18 protein-coding genes and 1 pseudogene are annotated in these 22242 nt (G+C 57.1%); 10 read left to right on the top strand and 9 right to left on the bottom strand.

All coding sequences use genetic code 11. The annotated features are described in order from the left end of the window. Window positions 1-20: 20 nt before the first annotated feature. The 4 genes from ACR0BD_RS19625 to ACR0BD_RS19610 are packed head-to-tail and all read left to right on the top strand — an operon-like array spanning window position 21 to window position 2959. Window positions 21-779 carry an SDR family NAD(P)-dependent oxidoreductase gene (locus ACR0BD_RS19625; RefSeq protein ID WP_480832963.1) on the top strand — a complete coding sequence of 253 codons (759 nt, stop codon included), beginning with the start codon at window positions 21-23 and terminating at the stop codon, window positions 777-779. Between the two features lie 25 nt (window positions 780-804). Further along, complete coding sequence (locus tag ACR0BD_RS19620) at window positions 805-1575, top strand: SDR family NAD(P)-dependent oxidoreductase (protein ID WP_480832961.1); 771 nt, start codon at window positions 805-807, stop codon at window positions 1573-1575. 13 nt (window positions 1576-1588) lie between these two features. Further along, window positions 1589-2293 (top strand): glutathione binding-like protein, encoded by a 705-nt coding sequence (locus tag ACR0BD_RS19615; RefSeq protein WP_480832960.1) that lies wholly within the window; start codon window positions 1589-1591, stop codon window positions 2291-2293. A 12-nt stretch (window positions 2294-2305) separates the two neighbouring features. Continuing rightward, on the top strand, window positions 2306-2959 hold the full coding sequence (locus tag ACR0BD_RS19610; RefSeq protein ID WP_480832958.1) for a hypothetical protein: 654 nt from the start codon (window positions 2306-2308) through the stop codon (window positions 2957-2959). Between the two features lie 13 nt (window positions 2960-2972). On the opposite strand, the gene ACR0BD_RS19605 is transcribed toward ACR0BD_RS19610, so the two are convergent. From ACR0BD_RS19605 to ACR0BD_RS19585, 5 genes are all read right to left on the bottom strand, one after another. Next, entirely contained in the window at window positions 2973-3605 is a 633-nt protein-coding gene (locus ACR0BD_RS19605) for a TetR family transcriptional regulator C-terminal domain-containing protein (RefSeq protein ID WP_480832956.1), read from the bottom strand. Continuing rightward, window positions 3606-4448, bottom strand: coding sequence for an ABC transporter permease subunit (locus ACR0BD_RS19600; protein WP_480832954.1), 843 nt, complete (start codon window positions 4446-4448; stop codon window positions 3606-3608). It lies immediately after the preceding gene. A 3-nt stretch (window positions 4449-4451) separates the two neighbouring features. Next, window positions 4452-5423, bottom strand: coding sequence for an ABC transporter permease subunit (locus ACR0BD_RS19595; RefSeq protein WP_480832952.1), 972 nt, complete (start codon window positions 5421-5423; stop codon window positions 4452-4454). Then, entirely contained in the window at window positions 5420-6562 is a 1143-nt protein-coding gene (locus tag ACR0BD_RS19590; RefSeq protein ID WP_480832950.1) for an ABC transporter ATP-binding protein, read from the bottom strand. The genes ACR0BD_RS19595 and ACR0BD_RS19590 overlap by 4 nt, the downstream gene beginning before the upstream one ends. A gap of 79 nt (window positions 6563-6641) precedes the next feature. After that, on the bottom strand, window positions 6642-7751 hold the full coding sequence (locus tag ACR0BD_RS19585; RefSeq protein ID WP_480700311.1) for an extracellular solute-binding protein: 1110 nt from the start codon (window positions 7749-7751) through the stop codon (window positions 6642-6644). 601 nt (window positions 7752-8352) lie between these two features. Here ACR0BD_RS19585 and ACR0BD_RS19580 point away from each other — a divergent pair. From ACR0BD_RS19580 to ACR0BD_RS19555, 6 genes are read left to right on the top strand one after another with little or no spacing between them, the layout of a single operon-like run. Then, window positions 8353-10401 carry an oxidoreductase gene (locus tag ACR0BD_RS19580; protein ID WP_480832948.1) on the top strand — a complete coding sequence of 683 codons (2049 nt, stop codon included), beginning with the start codon at window positions 8353-8355 and terminating at the stop codon, window positions 10399-10401. Between the two features lies 1 nt (window position 10402). Beyond that, window positions 10403-12433 carry an oxidoreductase gene (locus ACR0BD_RS19575; protein WP_480832946.1) on the top strand — a complete coding sequence of 677 codons (2031 nt, stop codon included), beginning with the start codon at window positions 10403-10405 and terminating at the stop codon, window positions 12431-12433. Between the two features lie 13 nt (window positions 12434-12446). Further along, window positions 12447-15002, top strand: a complete 2556-nt coding sequence (locus ACR0BD_RS19570; RefSeq protein WP_480832945.1) for an oxidoreductase — start codon at window positions 12447-12449, stop codon at window positions 15000-15002. Continuing rightward, window positions 14999-16990 carry an oxidoreductase gene (locus ACR0BD_RS19565; RefSeq protein WP_480832943.1) on the top strand — a complete coding sequence of 664 codons (1992 nt, stop codon included), beginning with the start codon at window positions 14999-15001 and terminating at the stop codon, window positions 16988-16990. Before ACR0BD_RS19570 ends, ACR0BD_RS19565 begins: the two co-directional genes overlap by 4 nt. A 34-nt stretch (window positions 16991-17024) precedes the next feature. Next, complete coding sequence (locus tag ACR0BD_RS19560) at window positions 17025-17348, top strand: hypothetical protein (RefSeq protein ID WP_480832941.1); 324 nt, start codon at window positions 17025-17027, stop codon at window positions 17346-17348. Next, window positions 17345-18058 (top strand): cupin domain-containing protein, encoded by a 714-nt coding sequence (locus ACR0BD_RS19555; RefSeq protein WP_480700305.1) that lies wholly within the window; start codon window positions 17345-17347, stop codon window positions 18056-18058. The genes ACR0BD_RS19560 and ACR0BD_RS19555 overlap by 4 nt, the downstream gene beginning before the upstream one ends. Before the next feature lie 6 nt (window positions 18059-18064). Here ACR0BD_RS19555 and ACR0BD_RS19550 read toward each other — a convergent pair whose 3' ends face one another. From ACR0BD_RS19550 to ACR0BD_RS19535, 4 genes and pseudogenes are all read right to left on the bottom strand, one after another. Further along, entirely contained in the window at window positions 18065-19444 is a 1380-nt protein-coding gene (locus ACR0BD_RS19550) for an aminotransferase (protein ID WP_480832939.1), read from the bottom strand. A 468-nt stretch (window positions 19445-19912) separates the two neighbouring features. Then, window positions 19913-21421, bottom strand: coding sequence for an amidase (locus ACR0BD_RS19545; RefSeq protein WP_480832938.1), 1509 nt, complete (start codon window positions 21419-21421; stop codon window positions 19913-19915). Between the two features lie 42 nt (window positions 21422-21463). Then, window positions 21464-22060 (bottom strand): TetR/AcrR family transcriptional regulator, encoded by a 597-nt coding sequence (locus tag ACR0BD_RS19540; protein WP_480832936.1) that lies wholly within the window; start codon window positions 22058-22060, stop codon window positions 21464-21466. 105 nt (window positions 22061-22165) lie between these two features. Beyond that, window positions 22166-22242 (bottom strand): annotated as a pseudogene (locus ACR0BD_RS19535) (IS6 family transposase); the annotation flags it as partial.

The following is a 22242-nucleotide window of genomic DNA, read 5'->3' as shown; positions in this document are numbered from 1 at the left end:
CCAACCTTTAGGAGACCTCAATGCTGTTGCACAATCGTGTTGCATTCGTAACTGGCGCGGGTTCGGGTATCGGGGCAGCGGGCGCGCGTGCAATGGCGCGCGAAGGGGCACATGTGATTGTGACGGACAGGAATGCGGACGCTGCCACAGCAGTCGCCCAAAGCATCACCAAATGCGGGGGCATAGCGACGGCGCGCGAGGTCGATGTCACCGACGATGCGACCCTCACCAAAGCCATCGAACAGACTGCCCATGACGAAGGGCGCCTGGACATCATCCACTCTCATGCGGGGGTTCAAATCGAAGGCAAATTGGAGCAAGTCTGCGTCGATGACATGGATCTGTCCTGGCGGTTGAATGTCCGATCGCATTTCGTGGCCGCTCAAGCCGCCCTGCCGCAGATGCGCCAGCAGGGCGGTGGCAGCGTGGTGATCACGTCCTCAAATTCCGGCGTGCAGTTCGACCGCGAGATGATCGCCTACGCGACGACAAAACATGCCGTTCTGGCGATGACCCGCCAGATGGCCGCCGATTACGCCAAAGAAAATATCCGCTTTAACGCCTTGTGCCCCGGTTTCATCGACACGCCGTTCAACCTCGGCTTTGAAACGCAGATGGGTGGGCGCGACAAGCTGGAGGCTTACGTGGCCGACACCATCCCGATGGGACGGTTCGGTACGGTCGAGGAGATTGCCGAAGCCATAGTGTTTCTTGCCTCGGACAAGTCCTCGTTCATGACCGGGCACGCCTTTGTGGTCGATGGCGGAGAATGCATCTGAACGATCTGATGGGGAGGATTTGATCATGACTGGACGACTAGCAGGAAAAACTGCCGTGATTTCCGGTGGTGCAGCCGGGATGGGGCGCGCCACGGCGCTCTTGTTTGCGCAGGAAGGCGCGCGGGTTGCTATCATCGACATCCAGAAAGAGGCCGGGGACGAAACCGTGAGAATGATCCGCGATGCGGGGGGCGAGGCATGGCTCTTTCAGGCGGACGTTACGAAAGCGGACCAAATCGACGCCGCCTTTGACGCAATCAAATCCGAAGTTGGCACCTATGACGTGCTGTTCAACCATGCGGGCACGATCATCGTCAAACCGCTGCACGAATCCACCGAGGAAGACTATGACCGGCTGATGGATATCAACGTGAAATCCGCGTTCTTGGTGTGTCGTCGCGCCCTGCCCGAAATGGCCGCAAATGGGCGCGGTTCCGTGGTGATCACGGCCTCGATCGCGTCAGAACTGGGGTATGCGCTTGAGTCACTCTACTGCATGTCGAAAGGCGCGGTTTTGCAGCTGTCGCGGACCATCGCAGTTGAATATCGGGACCAGGGCATTCGCTGCAACGCGGTCTGTCCTGGCTTTGTAAAAACCGCCCATGGGCTACGCGAGATTGCCGAGCTAGATGCCCAGGGTCAGCAATGGGAAGACGGCGACCTTGCCGCCACCCAAGGCCGCATCTGCGAACCTGAAGAGGTGGCAAACGCCGTTCTGTTCCTTGCCTCAGACGAGGCCAGCTTTGTCAACGGCGCGGCCCTTTATGTCGACAATGGCTGGTACACCAAGGGCTGACAGAGGGATTGTCATGATTGATTTCTATTCGGCGCAAACGCCCAATGGGCAGAAGATCCATATCATGCTGGAAGAATGCGGCCTGCCCTATCGGCTGCATTGGGTGGATATCGACGCAGGCGATCAGTTCACACCCGAATTCCTGCGGATCAGCCCCAACAACAAGATCCCCGCCCTTGTGGATCACGATACGCCAGACGGCACGATTGAGCTGTTCGAATCCGGCGCGATCCTTCTCTATCTGGCGGAAAAAACCGGACAGTTTCTGCCCGATGACACGCAGGGCCGATGGGACACGATCAAGTGGCTGATGTGGCAGATGGGTGGATTTGGTCCGATGTTGGGACAGGCGCATCACTTCAACATGTACGCGCCGATGAACCCGAACGGTGCGGTCGTTTTGCCCTATGCGCAGGAGCGCTATACCAACGAGGCCGGGCGGCTCTACAATGTTCTGGACCGCAGGCTTGATGGCCGCGATTGGGTGGCCGCTGACCAATACACCATCGCTGATATGGCAATCTTCCCTTGGTGCCGTCTTGCCGAACGGCAGGGTCAGAACATTGCCGAGTTTCCCAATGTTCAGCGCTGGTTTTCTGCTATCGCCGCGCGCCCGGCCGTTGAACGCGACATGGAAAAGACCGAAGACATTGTCGAAGGGTTCACGCCCGAAGAATGGGAGGCGTCCTTCGGGAAACCTCAATATGAGCGTCGGTAAACGGAGGGTGCGATGAAAAAACCCACCAGCGTCGCCGCATTGACCGATTTGGGTCGTGTTCGCCTGTCCGAGCATTTTTTCATGCGCGAGATGCTCTACAGCGAAGTGGCCAATTTCCATGGCATGCAAAACATACCCGACGATCCCGATCTTGCCATCAAGGTCGGGCGCAACCTGTGTGAGAACATCCTGGAACCCCTATATGCCGCCTTTGGTCATGTCACCGTGCGCAGTGCCTTCCGTTCGGCTGAGGTGAACGGTTTCTGTCATCAAAAACTGACGGAGACCGGCAGCGCAGAGGGTGGCTATTACTGCTCGGACAACACATACAGTGCGGCGCGCCATATCTGGGACCACAGGGATACCGACGGGCATTTCGGCGGGACTGTTTCGGTTGTAATTCCGTGGTATCTGCCTCGGTTTGAACAGACACAAGACCCCAAGCCTATGGCGTGGTGGATCCGGGACAACATACCGGCCTACTCAGAGGTCATGATCTTTCCGTGGCTCTGCGCGTTCAATATTCGCTGGTATTCTGGTCCCAGCGACCAACAGATCATTCTGGACGATGGCCACGTATCAACGGTGCTGACCGACCGGACAATGGCGAACTTTCACGAAGACCAAAGCGCGACATATGCTGGTTTTCCGAAAAGCCACGTCTGACCGCTTTCTAAGTCTAGACCGGGAAATGCTTGGGGAAAAACCGCGACAGGGCCATCAGGCTGTCGGCATGATATTGGTCCCGTTGGGCCCCGTCTGGGTACAGCATTAGGCACAACCATGCGCCATCCGACAAAGCCTCGATCGCGCGTGCGGTCTGCTCGGCTGTAAGACCCTCATATCCCCCGTCCTCGATCAACTCGGCACAAAGCTGCTTGATCAAAGCGTGGCGTTCCTCATCGAATTTATTATGTATTTTCAGATAATTCGGACGGTATTTGGCCTGCCCCCAGAACGCGAACCAAACCGCCAGCCGCTTGTGGGTGCAGATGCTCTTGTCAAAATCCGCCGCAACAAGCGCGGCCAGACGATGTGCGGGCGTCGGTTCAGCCTCGTCCACGAACCGGCTCCAGGTGTCGTAATGTTCGCGTGCCAAATAGCCCAGGGTCGCATCATACAGCGCCTCTTTGCTGTCGAAGTGATAATTCACGATGCCATGGGACAGTTTCGCGCCTTCGGTCACATGCTTCAGAGTCGTATCGGAAAAGCCGCGTTTGGCGATTGAATCCATCGCTGCCATGATAAGCTGCATACGCCGAACCTCGGGCGGTTCCGACCGACGTTTTCTTACCGGTGTATCCAGGCTCATCTATTCGTCTCCTTTCATCGCCATCTGCTGGTCTCTGAGTTCCGCCTGTTGCTGACGGAACATCAGGATGGCCGCAATCGCGACACAGATAGATATAACAAGGATCATGATCGTGGCCATGGCGTTTATATCGGGTCGCAGCCCAAGACGAATGCGCGAGAATATGAGAATGGGCAATGTGGTCGAGCCCGGCCCCGTCACAAAGCTGGCAATCACAAGATCGTCCAAAGACAGTGTGAAAGACAACAACCACCCCGAAATCAGCGCGGGCGTGAGGCGGGGTATCGTGATAGCGGTCAGAACTTTGAACGGTTTGGCCCCCAGATCAGCCGCGGCCTCTTCCAGGGTTTGCCCCATTCCCGTCAGCCGTGCCTGAATGGTCACGGCCACAAAAGCCATCGAAAAAGTGATATGTGCGATGGTGATTGTGGTGAACCCGCGCTGCGACGGCCAGCCAATCAACTCTCCAAGTGAAATGAAGAAGACCAGCAGCGACAGGCCTGTGATCACCTCGGGCATGACAAGGGGTGCGACCAGCATACCACCAAACAGCGTGCGCCCGCGAAAACGTCCAAAACGCACCATGGCCAAACCCGCAAGCGTTCCCAACAGCGTCGCGAAGGTTGCGTTCACCACAGCAATTTGCAGCGATAGCATGATGGCGTCCCAGATTTCCTGAGATTGAAACAGCTCCTGATACCAGCGCAAAGACCAGCCTCCCCAAACCGGTACAAGTTTGGAATGGTTGAAGGAATAGATCACCAGCAGCAGGATCGGGATATAGAAAAACGCCAGACCCAGGGTCAGCATGATCGTCAGAAAGCGTGATCGCGACCGCGACATGGTCTAGTGCCCTCCCTCGGATTTGCCCTGAAAATGCTGGAAAACCATCATCGGTACCACCAGCAAAACCAACAAGACAATCGCCACCGCCGAAGCCACAGGCCAGTCGCTGTTGCGCGAAAACTCATTGAACAAAACGCGCCCGATCATTTGGACATTTCCGCCGCCCAACAGGTCCGGTACTACGTACTCACCAGTGGCCGGAATGAACACCAACAGACATCCCGCGATGATGCCCGGTTTCGTCAGCGGCAACGTCACGCGGAAAAAGGTTGTCGTTGGGCGCGCGCCGAGGTCGGCGGCGGCCTCGTTCAGGCTGTTGTCCAACCGTTCCATATTGGCGTAAAGCGGCAGGATCATGAAGGGCATGTACGTATAGACAATGCCCACATAGACCGCGAATTCCGTATAAAGCATTCGGATCGGCTCGTCGATGAGACCAAGCGCAATCAAAAGGTTATTGATCGTTCCTTGATCCGCCAGCAGCCCCATCCACGCGTAAACACGCAACAGGAACGAGGTCCAGAACGGCAGGATGATGAGGAACAGAAAGATCGGTTTTGTTACGGGGCTGGACCGGACAATAGCATAGGCAATCGGATACCCAAAAAGCAGGCAGATCAGAGTCGCCGAAATCGAGATCTTCAGCGAATTGACGTAGGTGTTGAAATACAGCGGGTCTTCAAGAATATACGTGAAATTGTCAAAGACGATGCGGATCGTCATGATGCCGCTATCCGTCCATTCGATCATTTTGGTGAAGGGCGGGCTTGCAATGGCCAATTCGGCCACACTGATTTTCGCAACGATGAAAAACGGTGTCAGAAAGAAGATAAGCAGCCAGACAAACGGGATCAGTATGACAATCTGGCGCCAGTTCTGCTGAACCTTTCGCGCGATACGTTTCCCGCGACTAGCAACCGAAGACGTGGCGCGCTTTGCTTCGAAGGTGCTGGAGGGAACCGCATCAGTCATGACTTGAGCAACATCGCGTTTGATGGATCCCAGCTTAGATTGACTTTGTCATCCCAAGTGATGCGGTCGGTTTTACCGTTAGGCCGCGTGTGGTTCGCGGCGGCAACGTCCACGATCTGATCGTTGGCCAGCTTCACCTTGTAGATCGAAGTTTCGCCCAAGTATCCCACATCGTCGACAATCCCACTGATCTGGTTGCTGCCGGCAACGGCAGTTTCCGATTTGGTGATCCGGATTTTTTCGGGACGCAAGCCAACCCAGATCTTGCTGTCCACTTTCACCGATTGCCCGTGATCAATGAAGATGTCGCAGACATCGGTTGCGACACAGACATGATCGGCGCTGTCTTCGGTGACACGCCCCTCGAATATATTCGCCGATCCGATGAAGTCCGCAACGAAACGCGATTCCGGGTATTCATAGATTTCGGTTGGCGTACCAATCTGCTTGAACCGACCCGCGTCCATCACTGCCATACGCGATGACAGGGTCATCGCCTCTTCCTGATCATGGGTCACGACGATGAACGTCACACCTACTTTTTCCTGGATATTGGCCAGCTCGAACTGCGTCTGTTTACGCAGCTTTTTGTCCAGCGCCGCGAGCGGTTCATCCAGCAACAAAAGCTTGGGTTCCTTGACTAGCGCACGCGCCAAGGCAACCCGTTGACGTTGGCCGCCCGACAATTGCTGGGGTTTACGTTTCTTGTAATCCTGCAGCTCAACCAACGTCAGTATATCATGCACACGATCAGCGATTTCCGACCTTGGCATACCGTCCTGCTGCAATCCGAACGCGATGTTCTTTTCCACGTTCATATGAGGAAACAGAGCATAGCTCTGAAACATCATATTCGTGGGGCGTTCATAGGCAGGCACCTGAGCCATATCTACCCCATCAATAAGGATCTCTCCTTCGTTGGGAACCTCCAACCCTGCGAGCATGCGCAATAAGGTAGACTTGCCACAACCCGACCCACCAAGCAGGCAGAAAAGCTCTCCCTGGTAGATATCCAGATCAATCTTATCAACAGCGACAACAGGGCCGAATCTCCGGGTTACCCCACGAAGCTGGACCAAAGGACGCTGACCAGATGGGTCCGTCCACGGCATCTCATTCAGAATTTCGGAAGCGGACAAGTTAGTTCTCACTTTCAGCGGCTAAGGACATGTCCGACGGCGACCAGCAAGGAATCGCCGTCGGAATGCAAGGCAAAACTCAGTTGCCGGCCTTGAAATTTGTCCACGTTCGTGTCTGCAACCGTTCCACACGCGGCGGCAGGACGATGGTGGTGTACATCTTCTCGACTTGATCAGAGGTCGGGAAAGCCGCCGGGCTGGACGTGACTTCCTCGTCGATCAAGGGCTTGGCGGCCTTGTTTGCGGTGGCGTACCAGATGAAGTTGGTATCATCGGCGGCCACATCCGGGCGCATCATGTAGTTCAGGAACAGATGCGCATCTTCCTTGTTTTCCGCGTCCGCAGGGATCAGCCAACTGTCGACCCAGAGCTGCGCAGTTCGTTCACCAACAGGTAGGTAGAAGTCCAGAACAACACCGGTATTGGCCTCGCGAGCACCGGACATCGCCAACAGGCCATCTGGCCCCCAAGTGGTTGCCACGCAGAATTCACGCTGCGGCATCCGCTGATAGGCATAGTTGTCGAAGGTTTTGATATAGGGCCGAATCTCGGCCAGCATCGCGCCAACCTTGTCGTAGTCTTCCGGGTTGGTCGAGTTCGGGTCCAGACCCAGATAAGCCAAAGCCATGGGAATGATGTCACCCGGGGAATCCATGAAAGATACGCCGCACTTAGCCAGCTCTTTCATATGTTCGGGATCAAAGATCATATCCATCGAACCAATCGGCGCATCCGGATGCGTTTCGAGCACCAGTTCGTTGTTATAGGTCACGCCATGGGTTCCCCACATGTAGGGGATCAAATGCTGGTTGCCCGGGTCCCATTCGCTGGCCAATTGCTCCATAATGGCCGGATCGATGTGTTTTAGGTTATCAAGCTTGGATGCATCCACAGGAGCGATGATACCTGCCTTGATCAGTCGGGCTGCGTCACCACTGGCATGAACCACCACGTCATAGCCGCTGTTACCCGCCAATAGCTTTGCGTCGATCGATTCCGCTGACTCGTAGACGTCGTAAATCACCTTGATCCCGAATTCCTTTTCGAAATTCGCGATTGTTTCTTCACCGATATACTCTCCCCAGTTGGTGATTTTGAGTACTCGCTCTTCCGCGCTGGCGGCTTGCACCAGCAGGGCGCTCATCGCGGCCGCGGCTGAAATGCCCATCAATGTCTTTTTTACGTTCATGTTCGACTTCGACTCCGTGCTGGTTGGATACACTGTCCCTCGCCCGCGTTCGCACTGATCGTCCGGGCACGGCGGCCCCGTTCGCGCCAACGACTGGATTCTTATTTTGATCTTCAATTGAATTATCCCGTGAGCGGTATTTCATTTGAACGATCATTCAGAACGCTATTCACTATAGTTTCAATGAGTCAAGCAATTCATCCAGAATACTTGTTCACATCTTGTTTTATTGCCAAATTATTGCTCATTTTTTGATAAAATCGCGCGTTCAACCTCGTTATTTCCCACATTCCAGTATCAATTTGATCCATCATTCTGACCGACTGTTCAGACGAAACTATTGACGCGTTTTGAATTATACGAAACAAACGTCTGGCGCTACGCACGGCTTTCACTGCAGTCAGCACCGTCCTGCTGTTGTTTGAACTGATGTCAAAAAGCGCGGATTGGCCGACGTGCCTCAATTCCGAATTCGACAACGCCGGGAGGGCAAAACAGTGACATCCTTCAGCCCGCCGGGCGCATTAGGTCCGCTAAGCGAATTTCATTCAACCAAGCAAAGCCCACCGTCTGTGTCACACCAGCCCGAAGGGTACACTGCATGACACGTGATCCCCGCTACGACATTCTGTTCGAGCCGGTCAAAATCGGACCCGTCACGGCACCAAATCGGTTCTACCAAGTGCCACACTGCAACGGCATGGGGCATCAATACCCCTCAAGCATGGCTATGATGCGTGAAATTAAGGCTCAAGGCGGCTGGGGTGTAGTCAACACGGAAGAGGCCGAGATTTCGCACACGTCCGAGCTCAGCGGTGTGATCGAGGCTCGGCTTTGGGACGACAGCGATATCCCTGCCCTAGCCCGCGTGGTGGATGGCATCCATGCCCATGGAGCCTTGGCGGGGATTGAACCAGCGCATCTGGGGGCTGGGGCCGCAAACAATTACAGCCGCGAAATCCCCATGGGACCAGCTGCACGCCCCATCGACCTGATGGAACCCATTCAGGCACGGGCTATGGACAAGGCCGACATCAAGGCCTTCCGAAAGATGCACGTCGATGCTGCGATCCGGGCGCGCAAGGCGGGGTTTGACATAGTCTACGTCTACGCGGGCCATGACATGACCACTCTGATGCATTTCCTGTCGCCGGCGCGAAATGACCGTTCAGACGAATACGGCGGCTCACTTGAAAACCGAGTGCGATTGCTGCGTGAAGTGCTCATCGATACCAAAGAGGCGATTGGTGACACGACGGCGGTTGCTATTCGCCTTGCCGTCGATGAGATGAAGGGCCCCGGCGGCATTGCAGCCGATGGCGAAGGGCGTGAAATCGTTGAGATGCTGGCCGAACTACCCGACCTTTGGGACGTCAATGTCAGCGGCTGGGATAATGACAGCCAGACCTCACGTTTTTCGCAGGAAGGGTTTCAAACCGAATACACATCATTTGTGAAGGGGCTGACAAGCAAGCCAGTAGTTGGTGTGGGCCGCTTTACCTCGCCCGACACGATGGTCTCGCTGGTGAAAAAGGGTGTTTTGGATTTGATCGGCGCGGCTCGGCCGTCGATTGCCGATCCGTTCCTACCCAAGAAAATTGACGAGGGTCGCGTTGAGGATATCCGCGAATGCATTGGGTGTAACATCTGCGTGACCGCCGACTTCCTGTCTCATCCCATGCGGTGCACTCAGAACCCCACGATGGGGGAAGAATGGCGTAAAGGCTGGCACCCCGAGGAAATTGCGCCGAAGTCAAATGATCAGAGTATCCTGATCGTTGGCGCAGGCCCCGCAGGTCTTGAAGCCGCGCGCGCCCTTGGACAACGCGGCCACTCTGTCACCTTGGCCGAGGCGAGTGATGCCGTAGGTGGCCGCTCACTAACTGAGTCGACTTTGCCTGGCCTTTCGGCATGGAAGCGTGTCGCGGATTATCGCGAGTATCAGATCGGCCAGATGCCCAATGTGAACCTTTACCTGCAAAGCCGCCTTACGGCCGCTGAGGTCATCGACTTTGACGCCGACCACGTTGTTGTCGCCACCGGCAGCCGTTGGTCCGCGACAGGGATCGGGCGCACCAACCGGCTGCCGATCGGCATTGACCCCGAGGCAACAGTGATGACGCCTGATGACATCATCGCAGGCAAACGCCCAACGGGACCGGTCGTGATTTTTGACGACGACTATTATTACATGGCCGGCCTAATCGCCGAAAAGCTGCGGGCCGAGGGGCATGACGTCACCTATGTCACTCCTGCGGCCGACGTGTCCCATTGGACGCATAACACGATGGAACAAGGGCGCATTCAGACCAAACTCATGCAAATGGGCGTTGGGATTGTGCCTTTGCACAATGTGACGCGTGTAGGCTGTGACAGCGCTGAATTAGCCTGCGTCTATACCGAAGCATCTCGGACTCTTGCGTGCAGCACCTTTATCCCGGTTACGATGCGCGAGGCCACGGATACATTATTCCATGAGCTTCAGGCCCGCGACGACGCCCCTCAGGTGACCCGTATCGGCGATTGCCTGGCACCCGGAACCATCGCAGCCGCCGTGTATGGCGGCCACCGTTTCGCCCGCGAATTTGGCGAGCCTCCGATAGAAGGCGTTCCTTTCCGACGCGAACTGCCAGCGCTGGCGCCGCGATGATATGGGACGCGATCCGCGATACGATATCCTGTTCGAGCCGGTCCAGATAGGCCCGGTCACGGCGAAAAACCGGTTCTTTCAGGTGCCGCATTGCAACGGCATGGGGCGGGTTTACCCGTCCTCCATGGCCGAGATGCGGCGCGTCAAAGCCGAAGGTGGCTGGGCCGTGATCTGCACCGAAGAGATCGAGATTGCACCCTCGGGCGATCACTCGCCGTGGTCAGGCGGGCGGTTGTGGGATGACAGCGACATCCCGGTTCTGTCGCGGATGTGCGACGGCATTCACGAATTCGGGGCGCTGGCTGGGGCCGAGATTAACCACGCCGGACAAATGGCCGCCAACCGCTATAGCCGCGAGGTACCGCTGGCCCCGTCGCATATGCCGGTTGCCATGTACGATCCGGTTCAGGCCCGCGCGATGGATCTGGACGATATCCGCACCTTGCGCCGGTGGCACCGGGACGCCGCCATTCGAGCCAAACAGGCGGGCTTTGATGTGGTTTATGTTTATGCCGGGCACCAGCTATCGACCATCTCGCATTTCCTGTCGCCCTACCGCAACCGGCGCTCGGACCAATATGGCGGATCGTTGGAAAACCGCGCCCGCCTGCTGTGCGAAGTTCTACAAGACACCAAAGAGGCCGTCGGCGATTCATGCGCCGTCGCCCTGCGATTTTCAGTTGATGAACTGATGGGTAGCATGGGGTTCACCAGCACCGGCGAGGGGCGCGACCTGATCGAGATGCTGGCCGAGCTTCCCGATCTCTGGGACGTCAATATCAGCGGCTGGTCCAATGACAGCGCCACATCACGTTTTAAAGCATCGGGATATCAAGATGACTACGTGTCTTTCGTGAAATCTGTCACCAGCAAACCCGTTGTGGGTGTTGGACGCTATACCTCACCCGATGCAATGGCATCCTTGATCCGCTCCGGGCAGCTTGACCTGATCGGCGCGGCCCGCCCCTCAATCGCCGATCCATTCCTGCCCAAGAAGATCGAAGAAGGCCGTATCGAGGACATCCGAGAGTGTATCGGCTGTAATATCTGTGTCTCTGGCGATCATCACTCGGTTCCGATCCGCTGTACGCAGAACCCTACGATGGGAGAGGAATGGCGCAAGGGCTGGCACCCTGAAAAGATCGCGCCGAAAACTTCGGACGCGCGCATTCTGATCGTTGGGGCCGGACCTGCGGGGCTTGAGGCCGCGCGCGCCTTGGGTCAACGCGGCTATGATGTCACGATTGCCGACAAAGCGGCTGAGGCCGGAGGGCGGGTCGCACAGGAACGACGCCTTCCCGGCCTTGCCGAATGGGGCCGTGTGGCCGATTACCGGCTGTACCAGATCAGCCAGATGCCTAACGTGTCGCTCTATCTCGAAAGCGAGATGACGCCCGATAGTATTGCCGAGTTTGATGCAGATGTCGTCGCACTCGCCACCGGAGCGCGCTGGACTATGGACGGGATCGGACGGCAGAACCCGTTGGGGATCAAGGCCCATAACGGGGCCAGCATTCTGACCCCTGGCTCCGTAATGGCCGGTGAAATCCCCGACGGCCCGGTCGTGGTCTTCGATGATGACCATTTCTATATGGGCGGTCTGATTGCCGAGAAATTGCGCCGCGCAGGCTGTGACGTGACCCTTGTGACACCAGCGACCGAGGCTTCGACCTGGACACAGAACACTCTGGATCAACATGCGGTGCAGACGCAGTTGCTGACGCTTGGCGTCAACATCTCGTGCGCCCATAATCTGACTGCGATGCACGCCGACCACGTCGAAGTCGCGGATATCTACACGGGCGCAATACGGCCCATTGCGGCGGCAACAACTGTTCTGGTCACCATGCGCGCACCTGTTGATGATCTGTGGCACGCGCAACCCGGTTTGATCCGCATCGGCGATGCGCTCGGCCCGTCAACCATTGCGGCTGCGGTTTATAGCGGCCATCGCTTTGCCCGCGAATTCGACGCGGGTCAGCCTGCTCATGTCCCATTCCGTCGCGAACACATTGCGCTGGCATCAAAATGACAGAAGGCGATCTATGACCCGAGACCCCAGATACGATATCCTGTTCGAACCCATGCAAATCGGTCCGGTCACGGCCAAAAACAGGTTCTATCAGGTCCCGCATTGCACCGGGATGGGCTATCTGCGCCCTCGCATGTTGGCCGAAATGCGTGCCCGCAAGGCCGAAGGTGGCTGGGGCGTGGTCTGTACGGAATACAATTCGATCCACCCGTCGTCGGACGATCTGAAACATGTCTCGGCTTCTCTTTGGGATGACAGTGACATTCGGGCTCATGCATTGATGACGGACAAGGTCCACGAGTATGGCGCACTGGCCGGGGCTGAGCTGTGGTATGGCGGCGCACGCTCTGCCAATATGATGACCCGCGAGGTTGCCATGGATCTGGCCAGCGTGCCGAACGCGGCCGGGCACCCCTTTCAAACCCGCGCGATGGACAAAGAAGACATTCGCAATCTGCGCCGCTGGCACCGCAAGGCTGCCTATCGCGCGCGGGACGCGGGGTTCGATATCGTCTATGTCTACGCCACCCACACCTACCTTCTGGCCAATTTCCTCAACCCCCAAACCAACACTCGCAGCGATGAATATGGCGGCAGCCTGACCAACCGTGTCCGCCTTGTCCGCGAGCTGATCGAAGAGACGAAAGACGCCGTCGGTGACCGCTGTGGTGTAGCCGTTCGATTTGCAGCAGATGAAGAGATCGGCGCAGACGGTGTTCCAATCCATGGCGAACGGCGGGATATGTTCGCCATGTTGGCCGATATGCCCGATCTCTGGGACATCAACATCGCCAACTACTATGTCGAGATGGGGGCTTCGCGCTTTACCAAAGAGGCCGCGCTGGAACCCTACATGGATTTCGTCAAATCGCAGACCGACAAGCCTGTCGTCACGGTGGGCCGCTTTACCTCGCCCGATACGATGGTCAGTCAGATCAAGCGCGGCGTGACAGATTTCATCGGTGCAGCACGCCCTTCGATTGCGGACCCGTTCCTGCCCAAAAAGATCGAAGAAGGCCGGTTTGAGGATATCCGCGAGTGTATCGGCTGCAACATCTGCTATTCCGGCGACAGTATCGGTGTGCCGATCCGATGTACCCAGAACCCAACCATGGGCGAGGAATGGCGCAAGGGCTGGCACCCCGAGGCCTATGCGGCGGCCAGTTCCGATGCCAGTGTTCTGGTCGTTGGGGCCGGGCCCGCAGGGCTTGAGGCCGCGCATGTCTTGGGCAAGCGGGGCTATCATGTGACGTTGGCAGATGCCGGGACTGAGCTTGGTGGGCGTCTGCCGCGCGAAGCCGTCTTGCCGGGAATGAGCGAATACATACGCGTCCGCGACTACCGGGCCCAGCAGTTCCACAAAATGACCAATGTCGAGGTCTTTCTGGAAAGCAAACTGACCGCCGACAACGTGATGGAATTCGGTGCGGATCATGTCGTGATCGCAACCGGTGCGCGCTGGCGGGCGGATCGGTTCGACGGCAAAACTTATGTGCCTGTTTCGGCATCAAAGGATACGCGGATTTTGACCGCCGACGACATTATGGACGGCACCCTACCCACCGGCCCGACGATTGTCTATGACGAGGATGGCTATTACCTCGGCGGTGTCATTGCGGAACGATTGAAGTCTGCAGGGCTGGATGTGACGCTGGTGACCCCGTCCGAAGTGATCTCGGAATGGGCAGGCAATACCTCGGAACGCTGGAAGGTCCGCACCCATCTGATGCGGCTTGGGGTCGGGATTGAGCTGTCTCAGGCCCTGACCCAATTTGATGGCACGCAGGCGATGCTGGAATGCCAGTTCACCGGCGCGACCAAGACGCTTGAGGTGCCCAATGTCGTCATGGTCACGCACCGCGCGCCCAATGATGCGTTGTATACCGATCTTCTTAACAAGGCGGATGGTGATGCAGGTTCCCTGCCCTTCACCTTGGCAAAGATTGGGGATTGTGACGCCCCTGCGATCGTCGCCGCCGCGACCTATGCTGGGCATCGCTACGGGCGAGACCTTGAAAACGTGGTCGACCCAGACATGCCGCTCAAGCATGATCGACTGGATGTTGGTGACCTTGAAGCCAGTGATCCCAAGACAAAGCTGACGGGGGATTATCTGGACGCCCTGCTATTGTGTTATGAAGAGGAGGTCGAAGGCGAGGCCTTCTTCACCACTCTCGCCGATACTCTCGATGACACGGATCAGAGCGCCACGATGAGAATGCTAGCGGATATCGAGAAGCACACAGCGCGCGCGTTGCGTGTTTTGATAAAGAAATACGACCTGACGCCCCGCGGCACGGATAAGCTGCGCCGAAATGGGTGCGATCAGGCGAAAGCGATGCCGCAGGATTGGGCAGCGCTTATGGCCGGAATGCGACGCGACTATCCGGGATATGTCGCCACGTTTGAGCGTCTTGAAGCAATCGCACCGCTCGAAGATTTGCCCTCGCTCCGCATTGCCACCGCGCATGAAGTCGCTGCTTTCAATTTCCTCGACCGAGAGGCAAAGGGTAATCCCGATAGTACAGCACCGTTGCGGCAGTTTCTGGCTTCGGAGACTGTTGGATGACGCAGCCCCCCAACAATGGCGATGATTTGCCCCATGGGTTCGAGACACTGTTCTCGCCGCTCGACCTACGGGGCGTCCAGTTAAAGAACCGGATATTTTCGACGGGCCATATGGCGGTCATGCTAGATGACGGCAAACCGAGCGACGCTATGGTTGCGTATCACAAAGCCAAGGCGCAAGGCGGCGCAGCCCTGACAATCATCGAGGCCGCGCGAGTCCATCCGTCGGGCAACTCGGGACGGCCAGCGATTCGCGCCTATGACACGGCCTGCGTCGCGGGGTATGCAGCACTCGCGCAGGCCTGTCAGCCTTTTGGCTGTCGAGTCTTTGCCCAACTCAGCCATCCGGGGCGCGAGATGACGATGGCTGCGGACGGCACCCATGCGGTGGCCTATGCGCCCTCGGCCGTTCCCAATGAGCGTTTCCACGTGATGCCCCGCGCTCTGACAGCTACCATGATCGACGAGATCATCGCAGGTTTCGAACTGTCCGGGCGACACATGCGTCAGGCGGGGCTTGATGGCGTCGAACTTGTAGCGTCACACGGATATCTGCTGGGTCAATTCCTCAACCCCCGCGTCAATCTGCGCACGGATATGTATGGTGGATCGTTCGAGAACCGCTTGCGGTTCGTCCGTCGGGCCATCGCGGCAACTCGGCGGGGCATTGGTGAGGAGATGGTTCTGGGCATCCGCCTGTCTGGCGACGAAAAAGACCATGACGGGCTTGAGGCGCCGGATATGCTGAGCATCGCCCGCGCCTTGGATCAGGACCCCGCGCTGGACTACCTGAACGTCACAGCAGGTACGTCCGCAGGGTTGGCAGGCTCGACCCATATTGTGCCCTCCATGCAGTTCGAAACTGCCTACACAGCGCCTTTGTCCAAAGCAATCCGAGAGGTCGTGACCAAACCCGTCTTTGTCGCTGGCCGCATCAATCAACCGCAGATCGCGGATGGGCTGTTGACGCAGGGTGCGGCGGATATGTGTGGGATGACCCGCGCCCTGATCGCCGATCCAGACATGCCCCAAAAAGCACAGGAGGGACGGCTGGATGATATCCGCGCCTGTGTTGCCTGCAATCAAGCCTGCATCGGGCATATGCTAAACGCGCAACCAATCTCGTGCATTCAACGACCGGAAACGGGACGAGAACTGGCCTTTGGCGAGCGTGTACCCACCGTGACGCCGCGAAAGGTCATGGTGGTGGGTGGAGGTCCTGCCGGTCTGAAAGCCGCCGCCGTTGCCGCCGAGCGTGGCCATCACGTCTCACTGTTCGAGGCTTCAGACACATTGGGCGGTCAGGTCAATCTGGCCCAGCTTCTGCCGGGCCGCGCCGAATTCGGCGGTGTCACCACGAACCTCGCTCATGAGGTTAAGAAGGCAGGTGCCAAGGTGCATCTGAAAACCCGTGTTACACCCGACCTAGTCGCAACCGAAGACCCGGACGCGATCATCCTTGCAACCGGTGGACAGGCATACACTCCCCAGATTGAAGGCGCGTCTGAAGGCCATGTCGTCTCAGCCTGGCAGGTGCTGGAAGGCAAGGCCAATGTAGGTGGTCGTGCTGTGATCGCCGATTGGCGCTGCGATTGGGTGGGGCTTGGTCTGGCAGAACGCCTTGCGCGCGACGGCTGCCATGTGCGTCTGGCGGTCAACGGCATGACAGCAGGGCAGACCATTCCGCAATATGCTCGCGACGCCTGGCTTGGCACTTTGCACAAACTTGGGGTCGAGATCGTAACTCATGTGCGGCTTTACGGGGTTGACGACGAAGACGCCTATTTCCAACACACGCTGAGCGCTGAACCCTTGGTCATGCAGGGTGCGGATACGGTGGTCACCGCGCTTGGAACCCAATCCGACACGACACTTGAAACGCAACTGGCGGATTGGCCGGGTGAATTGCACATCATCGGAGATGCCCTGTGCCCCCGAACTGTTGAAGAGGCCGTACTGGAAGGCCTGAAAGCCGCAAACACGCTATAGGTGCCGGATGATACACATGCTTTCCTGTTTTGATATGAAACCCGGCCTTGATTTCACTAGTTTTCAAGCCGACTACGCCGCTTTTGTCGACGACCTGATGGCTGCAGATATCATCGTGCAGGCTGGCCCCCTCGGGGCGCGCGTTCAGGATACGCCCATGGACACGGATGATGAGCGCAGTCACACTCATTTCTCAATCCTGTCGTTTCGCGACCGCGCACAGCTTGATGCAGCCTATGCTTATATAGAAGAACGCCGTCGCCCAAGCACCGCCAGCCATATCAGGATGTATCGGCAGGTTTCAAATTCCATCTTCCTGTGTTGGGAAGACCTCGCACCGGGAAAGGAGCGCACATGACCAAGACAGCCAATATCATCCGATTTCAGCCCGATGGCCCCAATGGTCTGACGGAATGGGAACAGATGGACTATGCCGCGCTGGTGTCCGGCGAACCCGTCCAGCGCGGGCATCTTTATCATGAGATCGAGGCCGAAGGATTTATGGCAGGTGCCTGGGATTGCACTGCATTCGTGGACCAGATGATGCCCTACCCTGTCGATGAATATATGCTGTTTCTACAAGGCGGGCTCAGCATGTTTCTACCGGACGGAGAAGAGATCAAGATCAACGCCGGAGACGCTTTCATCATCCCAAAGGGGTTCGTTTGCCAATGGTCGCAGCCCGGTTTGGTCCACAAGTATTTCATGATCCTCGACGGCCCAGTTCCTGCGGCTGAAAACCGGTCTCTGGCACGGATCACCGTGCCGGACCTGACTGCCCTGGCGGTCGAGCCGGATGTCATGCTTAGGCGCACCGATTTTGTGAACGCGGCCGGAACCATGCACGTCGAGCTTGTAACCTGCGGTGCCACCCAAATTCCTATCAGACCAGTTGACACCAATCAGATGATCACTGTGCTTTCAGGCAAACTCACGCTGAACGATGGTCAGGCCGACCATGAGTTCTCTGCCAATGAGACGGCCTATGTCCATCAGGGCGATAAAGTCGGCTGGTCAACAGCAGCTGGCACACGGATGATTATCGCCAGTTATCAATCGGACGGTTAAAGCCGATCAGACAAAGTCCTTTTCAACCTCGGTGACCGCGTCCTGAATAATATCGAACATCATGTCGATCTCGTCCCTGCTTATGGTCAGCGGAGGAGAAAAGACACACATGTTGATGATCGGGCGCACAATCAACCCACGCGCCTCGCAAGCCGCATCAAGCCGCGCACCCAAGCTACGCTGCACCTCGAGCGGTGTACTGCGGCCCGCGTCCAAAAGCCCTTCAAGACATCCTAAAAGTCCCATGCCCCTTGCGTCTCCGATAATGGGCGATGCATTCAACGAATGGAGCCTGTCCAGAAAATGCGGGGTGACTGCGCGCACGTGGTCAAGAAGGTTCTCGCGCTCGATTATCTCGATATTTTTCAGGGATGCTGCACAACAGACGGGATGCGCCGAATAGGTATAGCCATTAGGAAAAAGAACCGCGTGATCTTCCCCGGTCATCCGCTCCATCACGCGGTCCGAAACGATGCAGGCCCCAAGCGGTAGATACCCTGAGGTTAAACCCTTGGCGCAGGTAATCATGTCTGGCTCAATATCGAAAACGTCTTTGGACGCGAACCAGTGACCTAATCGACCAAACCCCGTGACGACCTCATCCGAGATGTAGAGGATGTCATGCTTTCGACAGATGTCCAATGTTCGACGGTGATAACCTTCGGGCGGTACGATCACCCCGCCCGAACACAGAATAGGTTCAGCGATAAAGGCTCCGATCTTGTCTGCTCCGGTCTCGGCGATCAGGTATTCAAGATCCGCAACCTTGGCGTCACACCAGTCCGCCTCGCTCATGCCTTCGGGGCGGATATAGGGGTTGATATCGGGCAGGAATCGCACCAGCCGGTCTTCGAAATCAAAGCAGCTTTTGTCACGTTCCTTACCGGTGACGCTGGCTGCCAGATAGGTCGAGCCGTGATATCCCTTTTCACGGGCCAGAATGATCTTCTTTTCACTGCGCCCGAGACGATTGTTCAAAAATTGCATCGTTCGCAACGCTGTATCCACGGCGGTCGACCCCCCCGTGGTAAACATCACCGTATTGAGCGCCCCCGGAGCCAAAGCCGCGAGCTTTTCTGCCAGAAGTGCGGCAGGTTGAGATGTCGCAGTCCAGGGCGAGGCATAAGACAGGTCCATAACCTGAGCCGCAATGGCGTCTGCCATTTCCTTACGTCCATGCCCGATCTGAACGGCCCACATGCCCGCGGGCCCGTCAATCAGCTTACGACCATTCTGATCGTAGACATAAATGCCTTCACCATGAGTGAAGGCCGAAAGGTCTGTCTGACGCCAGGCCGACATGTCCTGCCAGGGATGGAAATGGTGAATCCGATCCGCAGTTACTACCTGATCCCAGTCCTGATTGTGATACTTGGTTGTGCTCAAATTGGGCTCCAGATTGGATTAGCATTTGTTGGAAAGCGCTGAGGCTCGCTGCAGGGTTCGTGAAGGCATGCGCGAAGAAACTGACCTTAAAAAGTTGTAGCGTAAGTTATTTGCGAGACAACCTAAGTTCGAGCAGTACACTTTACTCCCTTCGAGCAGTTCTTTGATCTGTTGCTTCTTGTCATTTCGAAAGCAGGTGTCGGCAAACGGCCCAGCGTTAACTTTGGGCCAGTCCTCAAATGCTGCGGTGGCGGCGCGCTTTTTAGACATTCGCCGCACACGCAACACCAGTGGCAATTTAAACTCATGCGTCGGGGCCGATCCCGTACGGAAGACACTTGCTGCCAGTATCAAATACATCGCTAAGGCGCTGAGCTTCTGCTTGAAGCTAAACTCCCACAGAGTAGTTAAGCGTACCCTAGTGCCGCCCTTAAGCGACCCCTTATCTCTCGGTCAGGGACCTATGCCTTAGGCCTGATAAGCTGCCTCCAGCACTTCGGCGGCGCGATAGATCGTGGCCTCGTCGTGGTGGCGCCCGCTGAGCATCGCGCCGATTGGTCGGCCATCACTGGTTTTGCCCACCGGTACCGACAGCGACGGATGCCCGGTCGCACAGAAAGGAGAGGTGTTTCCGACCATCTCGAAAGCGCGTGCCACAATCTCCTCATCCGGCGCACCCTCAGGTGGCAATTTACTGGCCGCCATCGGAGTGGTTGGCATCAGCAGCAAATCATAGTCGGACAGTACATCATCATAGGCCTTGGTTAGCGCACGGTTGAGGTTTTGTGCTTTACCATAGAACCGTCCCTTGTTGCGCGAAGACATGTAATGCCCGGTCAACAAGCCCAGTTTCAGCGTGGGCGAAAACTCATCTGCGTGATCGCGCCAATTGGATTGGGCATCCAGCAGGCTTTCGACAAAGAGACCTTTCATATTGGTTCCATAGGCGTTCTGCCGCATCATCAGTTCGGTCGCGCCTTCGACGAAGATCGGTGTCCAGATTGCTCCTCCGGCGGCGTGCATCGGAATGGATATTTCTTCGAGAATGGCACCTGCATCCGCAAGTTTCCGACCTGCTTCGCGCACCCGGTCTTCTACTTCATCTTCAGCACCGGGATGACCGAACCCTTCGCTGACGATTGCCACCCGCAGCCCCTCGGCGCCCTGACCTAAAGCCCCGGTATAGTCCTGCGCGGGCGCGCCGCTCTGACGCGGGTCCAGCCCGTCGGGTCCGGCCAGGACCTCCAGCATCTGGGCGTTTTCCGCCACAGTACGCGTCATCGGACCGACGTGATCAATGGTCGTGTCCACGGCGAGGATGCCGGTGTAAGGCACCAGCCCGTGGGTCGGTTTCATCCCAACAATCCCGCAATAGGAGGCCGGAATTCGGACCGAACCACCCTGATCGCCGCCGGTGGCCATATCCACGATACCCGCCGCAACCAAAGCCGCTGATCCGGAGGACGACCCGCCCGCGTTATGCCCGGGCACAACCGGATTTTCGACAATCCCCTGCGCCGCGGTATGACTGCCTCCTGAGGCGCAATAGTACTCGCAAGCCGCCTTACCAGTGATTTCGGCCCCGGCATCCAGCAGGCGGGTCACCACCGTGGCATCAATCTCGGGAACATAGTCGTCCAGTACGGTCGAACCCACCTGCATTGGCCAGTCTGCCACACATGTATTGTCTTTGATCGCGACGGTTTTACCGACCAATGGCCCTTCGGTCTTGCCTTTGATGCTGCCCTGAACGGCCCAGGCACCATAAGGGTTGTCGGCGGGGGTCGGCACAGTGTGAGCGCTGCGCGGATAAGCCGGCGCCGGATTGGGCTCTTCCATTTCTTCGACCGCGTCATAGGCATCCAACAGACCCTGCATCAGATCATTGAAAGTCTGTGCTGAGGCGTCGGACAGGTTCATACCCAGTTCGGCTGCCGCCGCTTGAACGTCTGAATTTGAAGGCCGTTTGACAGTCATGATCTTCTCCATGGAATGTGGTCGAGTGTGTTATTCAACCGGTCACTTGTGCTCCGGTAAGGCTTGGAAAGTTGTGTGAACGAGCTCCGTCAGTGTAGCGCGATCTGGTTGGGTCAGGGCCAACACGTTTATCCCCTGCGCCATACAGAGGAGGTATGTAGCCCGGCCTTGCGGGTTGTCCCCTTCGGCGCGTTCCAGCGCGTTCCGGAAAGCTTGCTCGAGAAGATCGAGATGCTCCAGCATGATCGCGCGCACCTCGTCGTTGTTGCGGCCCAATTCCATCAGGGAATTGGTGCCCAAACAGCCAAAGCGCCGCTGACCTGTCAGAATGCCTTCGACGATGTAATGAAAATAGCTGCGGATGCCTGCAATCCCATCCTCGGCCGCATTGATCCTGTCGATACCTTCGGTCGTCACCTTTTGCAGGTATGCGCGAACGGCGGATAGAAACAGCTGATCCTTCTGCCCGTAGGTGGCATAGACGCTGCCGGGATTCAGATCCATCGCCCGGCACAGGTCTGTAATCGCGCTCGCCGCGTATCCTTTCTCCCAGAATACCTCCACGGCCTTCAGCAATGCCGCTTCCGCGTCAAACGTCTTGTGCCGACCCATCCAAACTCCTTCGCCGTCATCTTGCATCAGTTACAAGAATTTCTTGAATGCTAATTCAAGAAAAATGCATTGCAAGACCGGTGCTGTCAGACGAATTCGAACCAGTCTCAGTTTGCCGCGGAAACTGCGAACCTATCCGGAACAAAGTTGACGCCACTCGGCAAGAGCGGCGGTGCGTGTCAGCTTGAAAGTGTCCCGGCTGGTGAGCG

The organism is Ruegeria sp. G5 (assembly GCF_056533365.1).
This window is presented reverse-complemented; position numbering and strand designations above follow the sequence as displayed.